Below are 20,239 nucleotides of genomic sequence, written 5' to 3'. Positions count from 1 at the left end.
TGGTGTTTCCCGTTCAGTTTGTTGTTTTCTCGCGCATCAGAAAGCGCGCGATGAGGATTAGTCCCAGCGATGCGACAAGCACCATCGTGGCGATGGCGTTGATCTCCGGCGTCACGCCACGACGGATCGAGGCGAAGACATAAATCGGCAGTGTCGTGTTCGAACCTGCGACGAAAAAGGCGATGATGAAATCGTCAAAGGAGAAGGTGAAGGCGAGCAGAAAGCCGGCCAGGATTGACGGCAGGATCTGCGGCAGCACAATCTGGCGAAAAGTGGTGAAAGGCGTGGCGTAGAGATCGCTCGATGCTTCGACGATGTCACGGCCGAGGCTGGCGATGCGTGCTTTGACGATCATTGTCACCAGCGCCATGGTGAAGAGCCCATGGGCGGCGATGATCGAGCCGTAGCCGAGTGATAGCTTCGGCGCCTGTTCGCCTGGCCAGACGGCGGCAATCAGCGGATTGACGAAGCCGAAGACCTCGACCAGCGCCACCAGCGTCGCAATTCCGATGACGACGCCGGGAACGACGATCGCCGCAGCGAACAGCCCGTCGAAGACCGCTCGCGCCCGGGCGCCGAGCCGCTCCATGCCGATCGCCGCCATCGTGCCGAAAATGGCCGCCAGCCCGGCACTGGTAAAGGCGATGGTCAGGCTGTTCTGCAGCGCTTCCATCAGGAAGGTGTTGGCAAGCGCCTTGCCATACCATTGCGTCGAGAAGCCGGTGAAATCGCTGGCATTGCGGCCGGCATTAAAGGAGAACAGCACGACAAGCGCGATCGGCGTATAGAGGAACAGGTAGACTGCGGTGACCAGCGCGCGCATCAGACGAGATCCACTTGGCGGGTACCGGCAACGCGCCAGGCGATGCGCATGGCAATCAACAGCACGATGACGACGACAACGACGAGAGTGACGGCGATCGCAGAGCCGAACGGCCAGTTGCGCGACTGCAGGAAGAGATCGACCAGCGCATTGCCGATGAAGAAGACTTTGCCGCCGCCAAGCAACTGCGGGATCAGATATTCGCCGAGCAGCAGGATGGTGACGAGGGCGATGCCGGTCATCACGCCAGGAAGCGACAGCGGCAGCGTGATGCCGAAAAAGGTCGAAAGCGGCCGCGCGCCGAGATCGGCGGAGCCCTCCAGAAGGCGGCGGTCGAGCTTTTCGAGGCTGACATAGATCGGCATGATCATCAGCGGCAGGTAGCCGTAGACGATGCCGAGCAGCACGGCGCCCGGTGTGTTCAGCAGCCTGACATTTTCGATGCCGACCATCTCCAAGAGATGCGGAATGCCGCGGGCGCCCAAGATGTACATCCAGGCGTAGGTGCGCACGAGAAGGCTCGTCCAGAAGGGCACGACGACGAGGGAGACCAGCAGCAGCCGGTATTTGGCGCTCGCCTTGACGGCGAGGTAATAAGCAACCGGATAGGCGACGAGCAGGCAGGCGAAGGCGCCGATCGGCGCAAGGATCAGCGTGTTCTTGAAGGCTGCGGCGCGCGAACCAAGATTGGCAAACTGCGCAAAGGTAAAAGCCGCCTGATAACCACCTTCGGGCGCCCGCTCGCCGAAGGCAAAGACGATGATGGCGATGAAGGGCAGCACCAGGAACACGAACAGCCAGATGCTGGCCGGACTGACAAGAGCCGCGGTGACAAGGCGCCGATTGGTTTCAGGAGCAAAAGGCATCGAAAGGTTCTTTATCCGCCGATTCTAGGCACGAGACCGGCCCCCTCGCGCCAAGGCGGTGGGGCCGGAGTTGGGAACGGCGATCAAGCCGACTTGAAACGCGCCATCAGCTCCGCTCGGCCTGGATCGGTCAACGTCACCGCCGCGCCGAATTCCAGCGGCGTCAATGAAGCCTCGTCCGGATAGACGATCTTGTTCGCCGTGATCTCCTTCGGCAGCAGCGCGATGACCCGGCTGTCAGTCGTCGGTGCACCATTAGCGACGTGCTCCTTGACGGCATTGGCCGGATCCATGAGGTAGTTGAGCAGCGCGTAACCCGCCGCCTTGTTCGGCGCGTCCTTCGGGATTGCGTAATAGTCGGTCCAGATTTCGCCGCCGTCGGTGCCAAGCACATAGGCGATCTCGGGAACGTCTCGGTTGAGCTGCGCTCCGTCATTGGTCCAGCACATGGTGAGCCAGGCGTCGGTGGCGCGCATGGCCGGTTGGTAGTCGCTGTTGATGGCGAAAAGGTGCGGTTTGACTTTAATCAGCAGTTCCTCGGCCTTGGCGAGTTCGTCCGCCTTGATCGAATTGAAATCGTAGCCGAGCGACACCAGCGCGCTGCCGATCGTCGTCAACTGATAGTCGTGCACCATCGCGCGACCGTCGGCTTCCGTCTGGGCGATGTCAAAGAAGTCCTTCCAGCTCGAAAGCTTGGTCTTGATCTTCGCGGTATTGACCGAGAACCCGGTCGTACCCCAGTTCTTCGGCACGGCATAGGTCTTGCCGTCGATCATGCCTTCCTTGGTGAAGCGCGGATTTTCCGTCGCTTGGCTGAAATTCGGGATCTTGGAGAGATCGAGTTCGTCGATCAGGCCGAGCTTGTGGTAGGTGGAGATCGTGTAGTTGGTCGGCACGAAGAGTGACCAGCCGGAGGCGCCCGCCTGGAGCTTGGCCAGCATTTCCTCGTTGGAGCCGAAGACGTTGACCTCGACGGCAACGCCGGTCGCCGCCTTGAAATTCTCGAAGGTCGCAGGGTCGTGGTAATTCGGCCAGGTGGCGATCGACATCTGGGTCCCGAGGTCCTCGGCGTAGGCGGGCGTCGACAGGGCACCCGGGAAACGCGACAGCACGGCGGTCGCAAGCCCGAGGCCGGTGACGCCGAGGAAGTGGCGGCGGCTGACGGAGCCGCGCTTCAGGCGCATGAACTCGTCCATGAAGCCTTCAGGCGTAATAGGCAGATGATCCTTGTAGTCCTTGCTCATGATGCTGTTCCCTTGTTCTGGTTTATGCATTCGATGCTTATGAAACTTGGGGTGAAGAAACCTCGCCTGGAAAAACGTGAGCCATATCGGGATCGAAGCCGAGGAAAACCGCTTCACCTGGCTCGACCAGATCGCTCTCATTCATGCTGCGCCGGTCGGCGGTGACGAGGAAATCGCCGAGACCCGGAACAGTGACGGCATATTCGGCCGAGGAGCCGAGGAAGATGCGGTGCGTGACCGTGCCGGCAAAGGACGTGCTGCCGACCGCAGCCCGCGTCAGCCGGATCGCCTCGGGACGGATCGCAACGATCACGTCGTCCGTCGCAAGGCCAGGGCGGGCAATGGCTGCAAGCGCCGAACCGTCGCCGAGGCGCAGCGTCGTGCCACCGGTTTCCATCGTCGCACCGATCCGGTTGGTCTTGCCGACGAAATCGGCGACGAAAAGATCGGCCGGGCGGTCGTAGACCTCTTGCGGCGTACCGAGCTGACGAATGCGCCCGGCGCTCATGACGCAGACGACGTCCGCCATCGACAGCGCTTCTTCCTGATCGTGGGTGACGAGCACGAAGGTGATGCCGAGTTCGCGCTGCAACGTCTGCAATTCGATCTGCATGGCCGAGCGCAGCTTCTTGTCGAGCGCGGCCAGCGGCTCGTCAAGCAGCAGCACCGAAGGCCGGTTGACGATCGCGCGCGCCAAGGCCACCCGCTGCTGCTGGCCGCCGGACATCTCGTGGATGCGCCGCTTGGCGAAACCGCCAAGCCGCACCATCTCGAGCGCTTCTGCCGCGCGGCGATTGATCTCGGCCGCCGCAATCCTTGGCCGCATCTGCCGCAAGCCATAGGCGACGTTCTGTTCGACGTTGAAATGCGGAAACAGGGCATAATGCTGGAAGACCATGTTGACGGGGCGGCGATAGGCCGGAACGCCGTTCATCTCCCGCCCGTCGATCAGCACGGCGCCCTCGCTCGGCTGCTCAAAGCCGCCGATCATGCGCAGACACGTCGTCTTGCCGCAGCCGGAAGGGCCGAGCAGAGCGAGAAAAGCCCCCTTCGGTACATTCAGATTTATGTCGGTCACGGCGGTCACCGCGCCATAATTCTTGGTGACCGAACGGAATTCGATATCGTTCGTCGAAGCGGATGCCACGCGTCTGTTCCCTGCGGTTGGTTGGTATGGGCAGTCTAGCGCTGCCTTTTTGCCACCGTCGTTGGGGAAACAGTAAGCCAGGGCCGTCGGCGCGGTATATACCCCGAAAGAGGTATTCTGCCTCACATCTCTTCGTGGAAGGTGTATATGAAACTTAGCGTATTCCTGCTGAGACGGTTTGGAGAGGCTATCGATGAGCATTGATCTCGAGGCGCTGTTTCAGGCTTTCGACGTCACCGTCGGAAAGCCCGCCATGGCGGATGCGGAGTTTGGTGAGACGTTCCGCCGGATGATGGCGGCGCTGGTGCGCTTCGATTATGTCGTGGTTTTTGCCTATCGCGGCAAGGAACGGCCGATTGATCTCTACAGCACCTTCGATCCAGAGGAAAACGTCGTTTTCGTCACCCTCTATCAGGTTGGTCCGTACCTGCTCGATCCATTTTACCATACTGCCCGCGCGCGCCGCCCGGGCGTCTTCCGCATGCGCGAGCTGGCGCCTGACCGCTTCTTCTCCAGCGAATATTACCGGAGCTATTATGTCCAGACGGGACTTGCCGAGGAGATCGGCTTCTTCGTGACACTCGACGACGATATCACCGTCGTGCTGTCGCTGATGCGCCGGGAAAAGACCGGCCCGTTTCCGCCGGCTGAATTCGCGCTTCTGAAAAAGGCCGAACCTTTGGTGGCGAGCCTTGTCCGGCATTTCTGGCCGCGGCTCGGCGCCCGCTTCGACGCGCAACGCGATGCCGGCTTGCGAAAGGGGAGGAAAAGCGGTGCGGCGGCGCAGGCGCTGCAGCCGGCCGACACTGTCTGGCGCGACCTCAAGTTGACGAGCCGCGAAACCGCGATCGTCGATCTGGTATTGCAGGGACATTCCTCGGAATCGATCGGCCTCAGGCTCAACATCTCGACGGGCACGGTGAAGGTCCATCGCCGCAACGTCTACCGCAAGCTCGGCATCTCCTCGCAGACGCAGCTTTTATCGATCTACCTGAAGACGATCGGCAGCACGGGCGACCGACCAGCAGCCCAAAGCACGAGTCGATAAGCCTCGACCCCGACGGCCTGTCCGCTTCGGCATGAAGCAGACAGGCTTCGTTCAGTTGCGGCCGGAGGGCTCAGCGGCCGCCTTCGATCTTGCGGTGGCGCTGGTTGATGCCGCCCTTGCCGTAGGGATAGTCCAGAGGTTGCGGGGCGCTGACCTCGTTGAGCTTCGCCATCTCCTCCTTGGAGAGTTCGACCTTCATCGCGCCGAGATTGTCGGCGAGCTGTTCGGGGGTGCGGGCGCCGAGGATGACCGAGGTCACGGCCGGCTGCGCCGCCGTCCAGGCGAGCGCCACCTGCGCCATGCTGACGCCGCGGGCTCTGGCGATCTCCTCGACCGCGCCGATGATCGCCCAGGTGCGTTCCTGAGCGTTGCGCGGCGCATAGGATTCGCTACCGCGATTGGGGTTCTCGCCAAGGCGGGTGGCGCCGGTCGGCATCTCGTCCCGCTTGTACTTGCCGGTGAGCCAGCCGCCGCCGAGCGGCGACCACGGCAAGAGACCCATGCCGGCATCCTGGCAGGCCGCGACGATTTCGAGCTCGATGTCGCGCGCCAACAGGCTGTATTGCGGCTGCAGCGTCACCGGACGGGTATAACCCCGCGCCTTGGCGATCTCCGAAGCCTTGGCGATATGCCAGCCGACATAATTGGAGAAGCCGTAATAGCCGATCTTGCCTGATGAAACCGCATCGTCGAGGAAGCGCAGCGTCTCTTCGATCGGCGTCAGCGCGTCCCAGGCATGCATCTGGTAGAGGTCGATCTGCTCGAGGCCGAGGCGGCGCAGCGAGTCGTCGAGCGCCTGGCCGAGATGCCGGCGCGACAGGCCGATATCGTTGGGTCCGTTGCCCATCGGAAAACGCCCCTTGGTGGCGACGATCGCCTGGCGGGCCTCAGTCGGGCGCGCCTTCAGCCAGCGGCCGATGATCTCTTCCGACGTGCCGGCACTGTAGACGTCGGCGGTGTCGATGAAATTGCCGCCCCAGGCGAAATAATCGTCGAGCAGCTTGTGCGAGGCCGCTTCGTCGGCCTCCGCGCCAAAGGTCATGGTGCCGAGGCAATAGGCGGTGACGACGGTCCCGCTCGGACCGAGCTTGCGATAATCCATGTCTTCCTCCTCATGCGGATACCCGCGGCCGACGCGCAAAATCGTCGGGGTAGAAGCCGGGGCTCCTGCAATCAATGACAATATCGTGCTTGAAGCGGCCTCTGCCGCCGGATGAGGTATAGCGCCCCAAGCTGGGGTAGCGCGGGGGCGAGAGCAGAATAGCCAATCCCGCCCGTGCGACAAGTGGGAAAAAATATTTCCGACAACGTTTACGGATTTTGCCGAAACAGAGCAGCGATCAGATCGGCGGCGGCAACACCGGTCTCATAGGCGCCATGTGCCGTCGAATAACGGGCGCGCGAACAGGCTTCGCCGGCAAAGAAAATCCGCCCGTCATGCGGTGCGGCAAGGACCCCGCGCAGATCGGAGGCGCCGGGTTCCGCATAGGAATAGGAACCGCCGATATGAGGCGTCGCGGCCCAAGCCGAGACCGCCGCCATCGACAGCTGCTTGCGGATGTCGGCGCCGAATTGTGCCGCCAGCTCGTCCGCGGCGAAGGAGAAGGCAGCCTCCGCTCCCGCCCGCTCCAGATCATGCGCGAGATCGCCGGCAAAATAGGCTTCGACGACTGGCGCGCCGAACGGCCGCAGCTGATAGGTGCCGGTCGCACCGCGACTGGTCGAGCCGAGCATATGCGTATCCGCCGGCATTGCCTCCGGATCGGCGAGGCCGAGGAAGAGCTTGTCGGCAAGCCCCAGCGGCAAACGAGCTGCCGCTTCGATCTTGTCGGGCAGGGGAGGATCGAAGGCGATCCTGCCGGCGGCAAGCACGTTCGTCGACACGGTGACAATCACAGTCCGGGCGGTGATCGTTCCCTCGCTTGTCTCGATGCTGATACGGCCGGCATGGCGGTGGTCGACTCCTCTTGCTTCGACGCCAAGCCTTGTCCGGAGCGGCGCACCATAAAGCGCGATCAATGTTCCGTAGCCCTGCCGCACACGCCAGTCGGGACCGGCGCCCGGATCATACCTGTTGTAGTCGGCGATCGACGAGCGCTCCAATTCTGCGCCGGTGATGTAAGTGCCGATCGCCCGGATCTGGCCGTTCCAGCGACCGTCCGGCTGGAGCTCTGCTGCCAGGTCGCTATCCATGCCTTCATGGCTTTCGAGGCGTTCGAAATAAGCGCCGATCGCCTGCTGCGCGGCCTGGATCTCCGCATCATCCCGCTGAAGCCGCCGCCCGCCGTTCCAGGGTGCCGGCGAGCGGTCGACCGTCAGACCGATCTCACCGGCAATCTCCGTCCAGGCATTGGTCCGCGCCCCGTGCAGCCATCCGCAACCGAGATCGAAACCCACATCGCCGGTTCCGGGCAGTCCGACTGTCCAGGCCCGGCCACCGAGACGGTTGCCGGCTTCGAGCATGAGGACGGAAAGACCGGGACGAATTGCCAGCAGGCGGCGGGCAGCGGCAATACCGGAAGCACCGGCGCCGATGATGACGACGTCTTCGTCGGCGTCCATAATGTCGTCACGAGGCATGGATTCTCCTTCAGCCGCTGGCGCTCAGCTAAACTTTCCTGTCCGTGAAAGGCAAGGGGCTGGGCATAGCGCGCCGCGGGCGATGGATTCGCCCGCGCCTCCGTGACATACAAGTTCGATGAGCGTGCACAGAGATTCGCAACTCGACATGTTTGCCAAGGCATCGCCCGCAATGGTCGAAGCACGCGGCCCATCGCGCCGGCGGCCGTCACCGCCGGCCCCCTCCGCTGAAGACATGGCGCGCGCACTCGAGGAGAGCGGCAATTACCGGATCCTGAGAAAACTCGCCGCCCGGCCGGTCGCGGCGGCGAGACAGCCTGGATTTTCGCGGCTCGGCGTCATCCTCGATACCGAGACAACGGGCCTCAATCACCGCAGCGACGAGATCATCGAAATCGGCGCCGTCGCCTTCACCTTCAACGATGACGGCGCGGTCGGCGATGTGGTCAGCATCTATGGCGGCCTGCAGCAGCCCTCCAGGCCGATCCCGCCCGACATTACCAGGCTGACCGGGATTACCGACGCCATGGTCGAAGGACAGGTCATCGACATGGCCTCACTGAGTGCCCTGATCGAACCGGCGGACCTCATCATTGCCCACAATGCCGGGTTCGACCGGCCGTTCTGCGAGGCCTTCTCACCCATTTTCGCCGGCAAGGCCTGGGCGTGCTCGGTTTCGGAGATCGACTGGAGCGCCCGCGGCTTCGAGGGCACGAAGCTCGGTTATCTCGTCGGCCAGGCGGGTTATTTCCACGAAGGCCACCGCGCGGTGGACGATTGCCACGCGCTCCTGGAGATTCTCGATCGACAGCAAGGCGACGGTGAAAGCCCATTCGCCGAGCTGTACCGCGCCAGCCAGCGCTGCCGCATCCGCATCTTTGCCGAACACAGCCCATTCGAGATGAAGGATCATCTGAAGGCAAGGGGCTACCGCTGGTCCGACGGAAGCGATGGCCGCCTGAAATCCTGGTGGATCGAAGTCGGCGAAGACGATCTCGGTGACGAGCTTTCCTTTCTGCGGTCGGAAATCTACCGGTGGGAGGCCGATCCGCCGCTCGTCCGGCTGACGGCCTTCGACCGCTTCAAAGCCTGACGTCGGCCGCTGCCCTGTAGAACCCATGCAGTTGTCGCATAGGTGCAGTGATGCATTGACGCTGCAACAACCGAGGGTCCCGTATTATATACAGCGCATCGAAGCAAACAAAGCGCCAAGGACTGGCAGCTAGGCTTCGAAAGCCCACGGAAAGGGGATCATCATGAACGTAGCACGCTCTTTCAACAATTGGCGCAAGTACCGTCAGACGGTCGCTGAACTGGGCCGTATGTCCAACCGCGAACTGGACGACCTCGGCATCGGCCGCGGCGACATCCGCAACGTTGCGCGCGCAGCCATCGCCCGCTAACGGCCGGACAGACCACCATTTCGAGACTTGCACAGCGCCTGCTTCCTCCCGAGCGGGCGCTTTGCTTTTTGCACTTACCCGTCAGATGGCGAGCTGCCCGCTTTTCGCATAACGCATAGCTGCCCTGCAAAGAAATGCCTATCATCTGAGCAGAAAATAAGTATGATTATATCAATCGAAGGATGCACCTCCTCCCGCATCCTTTCGGCGATGCAGGCGCCTCATCCTCCTCCCAGAGTCGCCTGTGGGAACGACAGCACTCCTCCTCCCAGCTGTCGTTCGGTTTTTCCGAAAGCCTGCCGCACCTCCTCCCGCGGCAGGCTTTTTCGTTTTGGCGAAGGGAATAGCCGACCGCGCCTTGAACGGCCGTTTGCGCTCATCGCTTGGACATGGCGCCATCATCTCCGGCAGTCTCTCCACCCAGTTGCTTTGGTGTTCTTGCGGCATCGCGTCTCCTCAAGCGAGGCCGGACAAAGCTGTTGACACCAAACTTGTCGTACAACTATGTAACCGGATGGATACCGCCGCAGCGGAAAACGCCGGACGAGACGGCGCCGCGAGCGACAACGCCTGACGACAACGAAGCTGAAGGAAAATTGACATGCAGATCGACGTGAGGCACGCCTCCCATCCCGAGGCCGTGCGCAATTTTGACACGGAGACGCTGCGGCGTCACTTTCTGGTGGAAACCATCTTCGAAGGCGGCGAGATCCGGCTCACCTATTCCCATTACGACCGCATGGTCATCGGCGGCGCCACACCGCTCGGCGCCGGGCTGACGCTGACGGCGCCGACGGCGATCGGCCAGGAAACCTTCCTCGCCGAACGTGAGCTTGGTGCGCTGAACATCGGCGGCGCCGGCCGCATCATCGTCGACGGCACAAGCTACGACCTCGCCAAGTATGATTGCCTTTATGCCGGCAAGGGTGCCAAGGATATCAGGTTCGAGAGCGCCGATGCCGCCAATCCGGCAAAATTCTACCTGGTCTCGACGCCTGCGCATCAGTCGCATCCGACCGTATTGCTCACCCGCGAAAAGGCCCGTCACCTGACGCCGGGCGAGGCTGCGACGGCCAACAAGCGGTCGATCTATCAGTTCATCCACCCTGATGTCTGCCAGTCCTGCCAGCTCACGCTCGGCTTCACCATGATCGAGGCGGGCAGCGTCTGGAACACCATGCCGGCCCACACGCATGACCGGCGCATGGAAGCCTATCTCTATTTCGATCTCGAAGCCGAACAGCGCGTCTTCCACTTCATGGGCGAACCGCAGCAGACCCGCCATATGCTTGTCGCCAACGAGCAGGCGGTCATCTCGCCGCCCTGGTCGATCCATTCGGGCGCCGGCACCAAGAACTACAGCTTCATCTGGGCGATGGCCGGCGACAACAAGAGCTTCACCGACATGGATCACATCGCCATCGCGGATCTGAGGTGAGCGCCGTGGCAAATCCCTTCGACCTTTCCGGCAGGACCGCCGTCGTCACCGGCGCCAATACCGGCATCGGCCAGGCGATCGCGGCCGCCCTGGCCGAGGCCGGTGCGTCGATCGTTGCCGTCGGCCGCTCCTCGATGGATGAAACCGAGGCGCTGGTGAAGCAGGCAGGAAGCCGCTTCCACGTCATCAAGGCTGATCTCGGCACCATCGAGCCGGTCAAGGGGATCGTCGCCGAGACCATCGAGACCTTCGGCGGCCTCGACATTCTCGTCAACAATGCCGGCATCATCCGCCGTGCCGATGCGCTCGACTTCACCGAGGAAGATTGGGACGCAGTGATCGACGTCAATCTGAAGACGGCCTTCTTCCTGTCGCAGGCGGCCGGCCGCCACATGGTCGAGAAGGGCAGGGGCAAAATCATCAACATCGCCTCGCTGCTCTCCTTCCAGGGCGGCATTCGCATCCCCTCCTATACCGCCTCCAAAAGCGGCCTTGCCGGGCTGACAAAGCTGCTCGCCTGCGAATGGGCCGGCAAAGGCGTCAACGTCAATGCCATCGCGCCCGGTTACTTCGTCACCAACAACACGACGGCGCTGCGTGAGGATCCCGATCGCAACGCCGCCATCCTGGCCCGTATTCCGGCGGGACGCTGGGGAACGCCGTCCGAACTTGGCGGTGCTGCCGTATTCCTGGCATCGCCCGCATCGGATTACGTGCACGGGACGGTGCTGCCCGTCGACGGTGGCTGGCTGGCGCGGTGATCGCTTCGCCATCTCACGGTTCACAGCTGTCGTGACTCGCGTCGTCTTTTGCCTTTCCGGCCGGCATGCGCTAGCAAAAGCATAACGGCCGGCGCAGCCGCCCGACAGGCAGGATTCGACAAGGAATGACGGACAAGGACAACGCGCTTTTCAGCACCATTCGCCAGCCGTCGAACCTGCGCAGCAACCTTGCCGATACGCTGACGGCGCAGATCGAGTCCGGCGACCTCAAGCCCGGCCAGCGCCTTCCCACCGAACAGGCGATCATGGCGGCGACTGGCGTCAGCCGCACGATCGTGCGCGAGGCACTCGCCACCCTGCGCGCCAAAGGACTGATCACAACGCATCAGGGCCTCGGGGCTTTCGTCTCGGACGATCCGACACCGAGATCCTTCTCCATCATTCCGAATGACCTGCAGTCGATCGATGAGGTTCTGCGGGTGCTGGAGCTGCGCATGGGGGTCGAATACGAGGCGGCCGGTCTTGCGGCGCTGCGGCGCACGCAGGAAGATATCGACCGGATGCAGGACCGGCTCGATGCTCTGGACAGGGCGCTCGAAGAGGGCGGATACGGCGCAGAGGAGGATTACGCCTTCCACCGGTCGATCCTGGTCGCGACGCAGAATTCCTACTACGGCCGCCTCTTCGACACGTTCGGCAATATCATGGTGCCGCGGCAATGGGCACGCTTGGACAAGATGACGGCTGCGGAGCGCAAGCGCCATGCCGCTCGCATGCGCAGGGAACACCACGCCATTTTCTCGGCGATCCGCGACGGCAACGAACCTGCCGCGCGGCGCGCCATCCGCAGCCATCTGTCGAAGAGTGCCGCCCGCTTCGAAGAACTGCGCGACGCGACTGGCCCGTCCTGAACGTTCACATCTTGAAGGCCTTGCGTGATTTTCCCGCTGAACAACGCAAATGAAGAAAAGCGTTACAGGCCGTCCTCATCAGATAGCCAAATCCGCAATTGGCCGACCGGCTTGAAACCCAATTTTGTCATTGCGTCTAGTGCTTCATCACGATCGTATCCGACAAGCGGCAGCTCGGGTGAAAAGGCGACAGTGGCCAACGAGACGGCATCCCGGAAGACCTGCGGCGTGCCAGCCAAGCTAAAGATGTTGGAGATCCCGACAGCCTCGGGTGATCGATTTACGATGCAGCCCGCATCAAAGCCGCCGCCGGCACATCGGCCGTAGATATGGATGTCGGGATCGAAAAGCAGAGCCAGTGTGAAGACCTTGGCATCTGTGGGGCTGCCTGACTGTTTCCACGAATGTTCCCAGTGTTCCAGGGCAGCCGCGTCGCGAATGCGTGCCCAATCTTGCGGCGCAGGCGCAGAAATTCTGTGAGGTTCAGCCCAAATCCACGATGCGGAAAACAACAACCGGAACCCTTTGTTGACGAGGTCGAGCCTGGAAAACCCGTCTTTAAGACCAGGGCGCCCTCCTAGCCGATCTGTCAGCCGACCGATTTCAACCAGTTGCTCCTCCGTTGCATTCGGGTCGAGTGTTGTCATGTTGGAATAGTATGGCGGTGCGATCGCGTCGCTTGACCAAAACGCGCTGGTTCGTTGATCAGGCAGTCCGTGGGCACGGAAAACCGCCTGATAGAGGTCTGCATTGTTAGCGGCACAAATACGCGCTTTTTCTGCATCGGATCGTGCGGTGTGTTTCAAGATTTTGCTTTGTGAGGGGTTGCCTATCATAAGAAACCCTGTTGCTCGGAGCGGCGCGGAATCCCACGAGCTGCAGAGAGGAACACGGGCCACATAGGACTTTCTCCAGCCGTTCTCTCTTGCCGTTGTTTAGGGCTTTCTCAATAGTGTCCCCTTGTCTTCGGCTTCATCAACCGCCGCCAGGCGCTGTGATCCGTCTGCAGATCGACGGCGGCATGCGCCGCGGGCAGAAGCGGCGTGCGCCTGCGCCGGCCGAAGCGTCGTTTGAAGCCGAGAATATTTTCGACGAAACTCCTGGTGTAGAGGCCAGGTCCGCTCGAATAGATGCGCCACCCACCGTCGACGGCGATCTTTCCGTTCTTGGCCCGCGCCCATTGCGCCGCCGCCTGATAACGGTCGGGGAAAGCCGCGTCGCTGCTGCTGAAATAGGTATTGCGCTGGCGCAGTGAAGCATGCGGCAAGGCCGTCGTGACGGCGATCGGATTGACGACTGATATCGCCTTCCACAGCTCCTCGGCGGAAGTCTCCAGCGCCAGCGTTTCGCAATAGCGCAGATGCGCATGCACATACATCAGCCCGATCTCGCGGCCGAAGAAGGACGAGGATTCGGCCCGGCGAAACAGCGTTTCGGGCCCGCCGGCATAGGTCGCCGGCCTTTCCATCAGCCGTACGCCATCGGGGAAGAGCAGGTGCTCTTCGATCAGCCGCATGTGATGCCGCCTCTGCGCCGGCGTGAACAGCTTGCCGAGCATCGCCTGCGTCATCGAGATCAGCGAGAAGGAAAGGCCGGTGCGTTTGTCACTCGGATGCAGCAGCAATTCGACGCCGTCATGGGCCGGATCGAAGATGCCGTAGCCGGCGACGACGCCGTCACGCACGAGATGCCGGTTGAAATCCCGGCGCATTGCGGTTGCGATCTTCCTTAGCGCCCTGGTCTTATGATCAAGGCCGAGGCGGCGCAGAATGGCGGAATACCGGACGATCTGCTCATAAAGCAGAGCAACTGTCCAGCTGCTGACCATCCAATCGCGCAGATGCGGATCGGCCGGCTGCAGTGAATCGTTCCAGTCTCCCTCGCCATAGCGGATCAGATGCGTTCCCGGGATGAACTGTGTGCGGACGGTCTCGAGCAGCTTCTCGACATGGGTGGCGATGGCGTCGGTATGGGGCGTCTTCTGCATGGTCTTTTCGTCGCGCCAGGAAACCTTCTCGTCGAGAATGGAGAGATCGCCGGTCGCTTCGATATAGTCACAGAGCGCTTTTAACGGCCAGACGATGACATCGCCGTGACTGTCGCCCGCCCGGATGTTGGCATAGGGCTCCAGCATGAACCATTGCGGCCAGTCGCCTCCTTCCAGATATTGTTCGCTGAAGACGGTCTTCACCACCTCCCTGGCTTCGCGGTCGTGCTCGTAAGCGAGCAGGAATTCGATCGGCCCCTGGCAGGCATCGCGTGTCCCCCAGGCCGCACCCGTATATTGTTCCAGGCCGTGCGGCACGCTCAGATGCACGATGGCGTCATGCGCGAGCCAGGGCAGGAGGGTCGCCTGGGCAGCGAGGTCGGGCGAAGGGCTGTCGATCCTCATGCCGCGCACGGCGTTGCGCCAGAATGCCGACGCCGGCGCAAGCATGGCCTCGTCGGTGACGCCGCCCTCGTAACGCTGCGCCAGCCGCTCGGCTTCTTCGGCATCGGTCATCGAGCCGACGACGGCAAAGGAGAGCGCCCGCGTCGACCGGGACTTGAGCGCAACGAACGCGCCGTTGCGCGCAACGCCATCGGCATAGAGGAGCTCGTCGCCGCCGATCTCATCGATGGCGTCGGGTGTCGGACTCACCAGCCAGTAGACGGCATCGGGATAACGCTCGCCCCAGAGCCAGGCCGGGTCCGGCCGGAAAGAGATGCGTTTACGCTCAGGATCGAATTCGATCTGCCCACCGGCGTCATATTCGCGCTCCCCGAGCACGATATGGCCAAACACCAGGAAGCGGCACGGCTTGCCCTCCACGGTAACGCTCCACTGCATTGCCGCATCCTCGCCGGAAGCGACCGCCGTGACGATGATCCTGCGCTCCGGGCACTGATAGATCCAGCGGCAGTCGCTCAGTCCCATTTCGAAAGCCGACGGCACCGCCAGAAGCTGCCAGCCCGCGCCGAGATCGGCCATGATGCGCAGTCCGCTGGCGCGCGTCAGATTGTAGGGATCGCGCGACACCGAAAAGAGCTTGTGGAAGGACGTATTGCCGATCGTCAACTGCGCGGCGAAAATTCCTTGCATCCAGCAGCTGGCGGCAAGGGTGGTATCGTCGAGCAGCATGTTTTGGCCGCTCCGCACGATGGCGCCATGGCGCCGCGTGACGACGAGTTCCTTGTCACGCAGGACGACGTGGCGGTTGAGGACGCCATCCGGCATGAAAAATGAAAGAAGCTTTCCGTGCGCGCGCTCTTCGAGGCTCCGCTCCGGGTAGAGCTGTCGGATCGCCTTCAGGTCCAACGCCTCGGCCTCCAGCAGGGGCGCATCCTGGAGCAGGCTTCGAACGGCCGCGGCCCCCTCCGGATCGGCGGTTGCACTCTCCGGTGCCGCGATACCGTCAAGCCGCGAAAGGTCGGCATCGCTCGAGGCCTCGGGATGATCGGCGGCGAACAGGGCAACGAAGGTGGCTGTCGCGCCGTCTGCTGACACGGAAAGCGGCCTCGACTGAATGGCGGGACATGCCGTCTCCTGCTGCCGCCGTTCGCCCGGAAGGCTGCTGCCGAAGGGCCCGACCAGATGGTCGCCCTGCCGGTGCTTCGCCTGGACCAGCTGGATCGCATCCGTGGCGTAGGCGGCCGCGCCATCGAAGCATCCCTGGACGAGCCAGGGATTGCGGGCGCCCGACTGCTTGAGATTTTGCCGGTTCATGACGACCGGGCCGAATGTCTCGTGATCAGCGATATGATGGTCGACATATTGCGAAGCATAGGCCTCGCTGTTCATCAGGAAGCCGCGATCACCGAGACCGACGTCCTGGACGAGCACCAGATCCACCGGCAGCGTTCCCTTCTTCGGATGCTTGAGCGAGACGCGCCAGAACCAGGCCGCTTCGGAAGCATGAAGCTCAAGGCGGACGGTGTAGCTGATATCGCCGGCCTTGCCCCTCCAGGAAAAGCTCGTCGCATCGTGCCCGAAGCGGCTATCGGCGCGAGGGCCGACGATCTCGACGACATCAGGCTTGGCGCCGCCGATGCGCAGATAAAGGCGGCTGATGCCGCCGTAGAGCGGCGAGCCCTGGATCTGATTGATCTGCACCGCCCCCTTGTCGTCGGCATATTCGATGGCAAACAGCGTGCCGTTCGGCAAAGCTGATATCGACAGGCCGGAACCGTTGCTGATCGCAAGGAGACCCAGCTCTTCGCGTCGTGGCATTTGCAAACTGCGCTTGAGGTTCAGGGCCATTGAGATCTCGTCGATTGATATCAGAGGGGAATCAAAGGATGGCGTAAAAAGATTGAGACAAATCTTACCGGTGATGGAAAGACCGACAAGTTGCCGCGGCTGATGAACTCACATCAAGTGCTACCGAAACTCGCCTAAAGCGGAACAGAGTCAGGCAGAGCGGATTAGAAAACGAAAAATATCACGGTGGCGCGAATGGCTACCGCCACTTCTCGATGAGAAATCCCGACGGTCCTTGAACGGGATCCGTATCGGGCAGGGGCACCGACGAGATTTGCGCTAGCATTTCGCCTGAAGCAGCCGAAGTCTGAATGTCGGCATGCTGCCCCTTGGGATAAGCCCCGATGACCTCGAACTCCGCCGTGCAGCCGAGATTTTGGTGCCCGGTTCCGGCTGGAAGCACCAGACAGTCTCCCGCCGCGACTTCGATCGCTCGACCGCCGGGACCGCCGATCAGCAGTGTGGCGCTGCCACGTGTAATTCCGAGCACTTCATGAGCGCCGGAATGGTAGTGCTGATAATCGAAGACACCGTTCGTCCAGATGCCGGTCCAACCATTTGCCGCGAAACGGCTTTTGAAATCAGCAGGTTCATCATCGGCAAGATAGAGCAATACAGGCAGACGAGGGTTGTTCGGGACCCAGCCGCTCGGTTCGAAAATGATCGTCTCGGTGTTCATACCAACCTCCCAATGCCAGTGGCTTCAAAAGCCAAACTTTTGGCGAGCGCCAGCGGTTCCGCAATGGACTGGGCTTCGTCACCGACGGTCTTCGCCCGGCGCCGGCCGCCTGGCGAAGGGGACCGAGAGCAGGGCGCAGCCGGTCAGGATGGCGACGACCATCCAGGCTTCGTTGATCGCCTGAACGCTCGCCGCGGTCTGTACCAGCGGATCGAGCGTTGCCATGGTATCGGCATCGAAGCTGTGTCTCGATATGATCTCGGCAGGCGCGCCCACAAACGTGGCCGCCTCGATGTCACCGGCTTGAAGACGCGCCAAGAGGCCATGGCCGAGCGGCTCCGAGCGCGTGTAGATGATGGTGTCGATCAGCGCGATGCCGATGGCGCCGCCGAGATTGCGCATCAGATTGAAAAGCCCGCTCGCATCGGGAACGCGATCGGCCGGAAGCGTGCCGAGCGCCAGCCGGGTCGGAGGCAGCAGGCAGAACATGATGGCGACGCCGCGCACCACCTGCGGCCAGAACATCGCGTCGTAATCCGAGCGCGGATCCTGAAACGCGCTCATGCCGACGCCGATCGCGAACAGGGCGAAACCGGCGGCCGACAGCAGCCGTGCATCCATGCGCTTCTCCAGCGCAACAGCGACTGGCGCCGTGACCAGCTGTGCGATGCCGGTGACCAGCATGGTCACGCCGATCTCAAGGGCGTCGTGGCCCCTGATGAAAGCGAGAAAGACCGGCATGAGATAGACCGAGCCGAAGAGGCCGATGCCGAGTATGAAGCTCAGAACCGAGCCGACCAGAAAATTCCGATCGCCGAAATTGCCGAGATCGACGATCGGCCGGCCTCGGCGCAGTGTTCGCGTGATGAACGCACTCCCCGAAAGAAGGCAGACGGCCAGCAGGCTCAGCACATAGGCCGAGGTCCAGCCGCTGGTCGGCGCCTCTTTGAGGCTGAGTTCCAGCGCCGTCAGCGCTGCCGCCATCAACAGGAGCGACAGACCGTCGAGATGCCTGAGCTCGGAGGGATCGGCTGCCTGCCTCGGAAGGAAGCGAGCCGCCAGGGTCGCCGAGGCAATCCCGGGAAGGATGTTGATCAGAAACAGCCAGTGCCAGGAATAGGTTTCGGTCAGCCATCCGCCGACGATCGGGCCGACAGTCGGCGCAAGCACCGCAAGCACGCCGGCAATCGTCGTCGCAAGCGCTTGCCGCATGTCTGGAAACAGGATGAACACGGCTGAAAAGACCGAGGGGATCAGCGTCCCGCCGGAAAAGCCCTGAAGCACCCGCCAGGCGACCAGCGCGCCGAAGCTGCCGCTGGCCGCACAGCCAGCGGACGCCGTCACGAACAGGGTTATGGCGACGACGAACAGCCACCGCATCGTCAGAAGCCGCGTCAGCAGGCCGGTCAGCGGGATCGCGACCACCTCGGCGATCAGATAGGCGGTCTGTATCCAGCTCATCTGATCCGGATCGATATCAAGCGCCGACTGGATGGTCGGCAGCGATGTCGCCACCACCTGAACGTCAAGGATCGCCATGAACATGCCGACGCACATGGCCAGGAAGCCGAGCCAGACGATGGCGGGCCTTCCATCAGGACGAGCATCTTCAAGTCGTTCCGACATGCGAGGATCCCGCCAGCGCGGCAATGTCTGCATCGGTGAGAAATCTAGAGCCTTCATGATTGCGATCGAAACGATCGCCATGTCAACCGGCAGAGCGAGGAGATCGTTACCAGCCGGGCGTTGGTCGCTCATGCCCGAAACGCGACCGAGCCTGACCGGGAAGGGCAGGCTCGGTGTTCGATCGGCGAATTTGGGCCGGACGTTCTATGCGCCCGGCTCCCTTTGCATCGGTCAGGATTAGCCGCGGAAGAGCGACAGGATGTTCTGGGACGACGAATTCGCGATCGACAGCGACTGGATCGCCAGCTGCTGCTGGGTTTGCAGGGCAGAAAGCCTGCTCGACTCCTCCTCCATATCGGCATCGACCAGCCGGCCGACACCCGAGTCGATCGAATCCGAGAGTGCACCGACGAAGTCTTCCTGGAGTTCGATGCGGGTCGAGATCGAACCCAGCTGTGCACCTGCCGACGTCATCGCCGAGAGCGCCGATTCGACGGTTGTCAGCGCCGACTGGATCTGGCCGAGTGTGAAGTTGGTGATATCCATCGAGTAGACCGAGCCGGTCGCGCCGGACGACGTGCCGAGAATGCCGGTGGAGGTTTCGATCGAGCCGCCGCTCATGCCGAACAGCACGTTGCCCATCGAGGCGGTATCCAGAGCATAATCCGTCATTTTCACCGAAACGGCGCCGGAGCCGTCGCGGACGAAGGACGATACGACGCTCACGGTTCCATCAGCGCCGGCGACCCAGTTTTCGCCGGAGAAGGAAGCCGATTGAGCGATGCTCATCAGCTGCTCCTGCAGCTGGCTGATTTCTTCCTGGACCTTGGACTTGTCGACACCGTCTTCGGTCGCGGCCACGAGCTTGGCTTTGATCTCGTCGACGACGTCGATCGCGCTGTCCATTGCCGTGTAAGCCGTATCGACCTTTGCCGCACCGAGGCCGAGGGCGTCGGACACGGCTGACAGCGCCTTGTTATCGGACCGCATCGTGGTCGCGATCGACCAATAGGCGGCGTTGTCGGATGCGGTGTCGACCCGGTAGCCGGTGGAAACACGGTTCTGTGTCGATTCGAGATTGGAATTGACGCTGCGGAGCGTCTGAAGGGCTGCCATCGCGGAATTGTTGGTATTGATGCTGGTCATGGAAATGTCGCCTGATTCGGAAGTTGGATGTGTTGCATCCCGGGGGACATCCGGGCCGTGGCGAGCAGCCTCATGCTTATCGATCCCTCTTCGGGGTGGTCAATTCGCCACTGTTGAGCCAATTATGGTACTTAAAGGTACCTTAATCGTTAACGCGAACGGCTAAGCCGATATTTTTTCCCAAATTGCGACACCCCGGCGATGTCGTCGGCTGAATTTGTCCTGATGCCGGCCAGCAGAAATTCCGCATGGCCGATTGACGGCCCGGCGGGAAACTGGCTATCACTATTAAATCAATTTGATTGACTTCAACCGCCGCTCCCATCCCGTGGCCGTGCAGGAACGTCCAAAAACCTCGTTTTCCTC

17 protein-coding genes are annotated in these 20,239 nt (G+C 62.1%); 6 read left to right on the top strand and 11 right to left on the bottom strand.

The features are described 5' to 3' along the window. Nucleotides 1-13 precede the first annotated feature (13 nt). The 4 genes from NMA58_RS29215 to NMA58_RS29200 all read right to left on the bottom strand — a co-directional run bounded on the left by NMA58_RS29215 (nt 14) and on the right by NMA58_RS29200 (nt 4,080). Nucleotides 14-823: an ABC transporter permease gene (locus tag NMA58_RS29215; RefSeq protein ID WP_064707422.1), complete on the bottom strand. Its 810-nt coding sequence runs from the start codon at nt 821-823 to the stop codon at nt 14-16. Continuing rightward, a complete protein-coding gene (locus NMA58_RS29210; protein WP_434714592.1) occupies nt 823-1,689 on the bottom strand; it encodes an ABC transporter permease in 867 nt (288 codons plus the stop codon). The genes NMA58_RS29215 and NMA58_RS29210 overlap by 1 nt, the downstream gene beginning before the upstream one ends. Before the next feature lie 83 nt (nt 1,690-1,772). After that, nucleotides 1,773-2,933 (bottom strand): ABC transporter substrate-binding protein, encoded by a 1,161-nt coding sequence (locus NMA58_RS29205; protein WP_085781192.1) that lies wholly within the window; start codon nt 2,931-2,933, stop codon nt 1,773-1,775. 37 nt (nt 2,934-2,970) lie between these two features. Beyond that, nucleotides 2,971-4,080, bottom strand: coding sequence for an ABC transporter ATP-binding protein (locus tag NMA58_RS29200; protein ID WP_434714590.1), 1,110 nt, complete (start codon nt 4,078-4,080; stop codon nt 2,971-2,973). A gap of 193 nt (nt 4,081-4,273) precedes the next feature. On the opposite strand from NMA58_RS29200, the gene NMA58_RS29195 reads away from it, so the two are divergent. Beyond that, nucleotides 4,274-5,128 (top strand): helix-turn-helix transcriptional regulator, encoded by an 855-nt coding sequence (locus NMA58_RS29195; RefSeq protein WP_085781190.1) that lies wholly within the window; start codon nt 4,274-4,276, stop codon nt 5,126-5,128. A gap of 70 nt (nt 5,129-5,198) precedes the next feature. Here NMA58_RS29195 and NMA58_RS29190 read toward each other — a convergent pair whose 3' ends face one another. After that, nucleotides 5,199-6,230 (bottom strand): aldo/keto reductase, encoded by a 1,032-nt coding sequence (locus NMA58_RS29190; protein ID WP_434714589.1) that lies wholly within the window; start codon nt 6,228-6,230, stop codon nt 5,199-5,201. 209 nt (nt 6,231-6,439) lie between these two features. Continuing rightward, the gene (locus NMA58_RS29185; RefSeq protein WP_434714588.1) at nt 6,440-7,708 is read right to left on the bottom strand and encodes a flavin monoamine oxidase family protein; all 1,269 of its coding nucleotides are present in this window, start codon (nt 7,706-7,708) and stop codon (nt 6,440-6,442) included. Between the two features lie 118 nt (nt 7,709-7,826). Between NMA58_RS29185 and NMA58_RS29180 the strand changes: the two genes are divergently transcribed. The 5 genes from NMA58_RS29180 (at nt 7,827) to NMA58_RS29160 (ending at nt 12,182) form a co-directional block, all read left to right on the top strand. Then, nucleotides 7,827-8,801, top strand: coding sequence for a 3'-5' exonuclease (locus NMA58_RS29180; RefSeq protein WP_434714587.1), 975 nt, complete (start codon nt 7,827-7,829; stop codon nt 8,799-8,801). Between the two features lie 163 nt (nt 8,802-8,964). Beyond that, a complete protein-coding gene (locus NMA58_RS29175; protein WP_085781186.1) occupies nt 8,965-9,111 on the top strand; it encodes a DUF1127 domain-containing protein in 147 nt (48 codons plus the stop codon). A gap of 601 nt (nt 9,112-9,712) precedes the next feature. Then, nucleotides 9,713-10,549 carry a 5-dehydro-4-deoxy-D-glucuronate isomerase gene (gene kduI, locus NMA58_RS29170; RefSeq protein WP_430958932.1) on the top strand — a complete coding sequence of 279 codons (837 nt, stop codon included), beginning with the start codon at nt 9,713-9,715 and terminating at the stop codon, nt 10,547-10,549. Then, nucleotides 10,546-11,310 carry a 2-dehydro-3-deoxy-D-gluconate 5-dehydrogenase KduD gene (gene kduD / locus NMA58_RS29165; protein WP_430958931.1) on the top strand — a complete coding sequence of 255 codons (765 nt, stop codon included), beginning with the start codon at nt 10,546-10,548 and terminating at the stop codon, nt 11,308-11,310. Before kduI ends, kduD begins: the two co-directional genes overlap by 4 nt. 125 nt (nt 11,311-11,435) lie before the next feature. After that, nucleotides 11,436-12,182, top strand: coding sequence for a FadR/GntR family transcriptional regulator (locus NMA58_RS29160; RefSeq protein WP_430958930.1), 747 nt, complete (start codon nt 11,436-11,438; stop codon nt 12,180-12,182). A 62-nt stretch (nt 12,183-12,244) separates the two neighbouring features. Here NMA58_RS29160 and NMA58_RS29155 read toward each other — a convergent pair whose 3' ends face one another. From NMA58_RS29155 to NMA58_RS29135, 5 genes are all read right to left on the bottom strand, one after another. Beyond that, nucleotides 12,245-13,018 (bottom strand): hypothetical protein, encoded by a 774-nt coding sequence (locus NMA58_RS29155; RefSeq protein ID WP_434714586.1) that lies wholly within the window; start codon nt 13,016-13,018, stop codon nt 12,245-12,247. 110 nt (nt 13,019-13,128) lie between these two features. Next, entirely contained in the window at nt 13,129-16,422 is a 3,294-nt protein-coding gene (locus NMA58_RS29150; RefSeq protein WP_434714584.1) for a GH36-type glycosyl hydrolase domain-containing protein, read from the bottom strand. A gap of 199 nt (nt 16,423-16,621) precedes the next feature. Then, entirely contained in the window at nt 16,622-17,101 is a 480-nt protein-coding gene (locus tag NMA58_RS29145) for a cupin (RefSeq protein WP_434714582.1), read from the bottom strand. A gap of 78 nt (nt 17,102-17,179) precedes the next feature. Continuing rightward, on the bottom strand, nt 17,180-18,727 hold the full coding sequence (locus NMA58_RS29140) for a DHA2 family efflux MFS transporter permease subunit (protein ID WP_434714581.1): 1,548 nt from the start codon (nt 18,725-18,727) through the stop codon (nt 17,180-17,182). Between the two features lie 237 nt (nt 18,728-18,964). Next, entirely contained in the window at nt 18,965-19,873 is a 909-nt protein-coding gene (locus tag NMA58_RS29135; RefSeq protein ID WP_097601370.1) for a flagellin, read from the bottom strand. Nucleotides 19,874-20,239 lie beyond the last annotated feature (366 nt).

The sequence above is a fragment of the Rhizobium sp. YTUHZ045 genome (genome assembly GCF_051124255.1).
GTDB lineage: Bacteria > Pseudomonadota > Alphaproteobacteria > Rhizobiales > Rhizobiaceae > Rhizobium.
Note: the sequence above shows the minus strand (reverse complement) of the source record. Positions and strands in the feature narration are given on the sequence as shown.

What these genes read in the sequence shown, in the direction of transcription:
- NMA58_RS29140 (WP_434714581.1), bottom strand. Translation starts at nt 18,727, where the DNA reads ATGTCGGAACGACTTGAAGATGCTCGTCCTGATGGAAGGCCCGCCATC.
- NMA58_RS29205 (WP_085781192.1), bottom strand. Translation starts at nt 2,933, where the DNA reads ATGAGCAAGGACTACAAGGATCATCTGCCTATTACGCCTGAAGGCTTC.
- NMA58_RS29160 (WP_430958930.1), top strand. Translation starts at nt 11,436, where the DNA reads ATGACGGACAAGGACAACGCGCTTTTCAGCACCATTCGCCAGCCGTCG.
- NMA58_RS29210 (WP_434714592.1), bottom strand. Translation starts at nt 1,689, where the DNA reads ATGCCTTTTGCTCCTGAAACCAATCGGCGCCTTGTCACCGCGGCTCTT.
- NMA58_RS29190 (WP_434714589.1), bottom strand. Translation starts at nt 6,230, where the DNA reads ATGGATTATCGCAAGCTCGGTCCGAGCGGGACCGTCGTCACCGCCTAT.
- NMA58_RS29155 (WP_434714586.1), bottom strand. Translation starts at nt 13,018, where the DNA reads ATGATAGGCAACCCCTCACAAAGCAAAATCTTGAAACACACCGCACGA.
- kduI (WP_430958932.1), top strand. Translation starts at nt 9,713, where the DNA reads ATGCAGATCGACGTGAGGCACGCCTCCCATCCCGAGGCCGTGCGCAAT.
- NMA58_RS29150 (WP_434714584.1), bottom strand. Translation starts at nt 16,422, where the DNA reads ATGGCCCTGAACCTCAAGCGCAGTTTGCAAATGCCACGACGCGAAGAG.
- NMA58_RS29215 (WP_064707422.1), bottom strand. Translation starts at nt 823, where the DNA reads ATGCGCGCGCTGGTCACCGCAGTCTACCTGTTCCTCTATACGCCGATC.
- NMA58_RS29195 (WP_085781190.1), top strand. Translation starts at nt 4,274, where the DNA reads ATGAGCATTGATCTCGAGGCGCTGTTTCAGGCTTTCGACGTCACCGTC.
- NMA58_RS29145 (WP_434714582.1), bottom strand. Translation starts at nt 17,101, where the DNA reads ATGAACACCGAGACGATCATTTTCGAACCGAGCGGCTGGGTCCCGAAC.
- NMA58_RS29180 (WP_434714587.1), top strand. Translation starts at nt 7,827, where the DNA reads ATGAGCGTGCACAGAGATTCGCAACTCGACATGTTTGCCAAGGCATCG.
- NMA58_RS29135 (WP_097601370.1), bottom strand. Translation starts at nt 19,873, where the DNA reads ATGACCAGCATCAATACCAACAATTCCGCGATGGCAGCCCTTCAGACG.
- NMA58_RS29175 (WP_085781186.1), top strand. Translation starts at nt 8,965, where the DNA reads ATGAACGTAGCACGCTCTTTCAACAATTGGCGCAAGTACCGTCAGACG.
- NMA58_RS29185 (WP_434714588.1), bottom strand. Translation starts at nt 7,708, where the DNA reads ATGCCTCGTGACGACATTATGGACGCCGACGAAGACGTCGTCATCATC.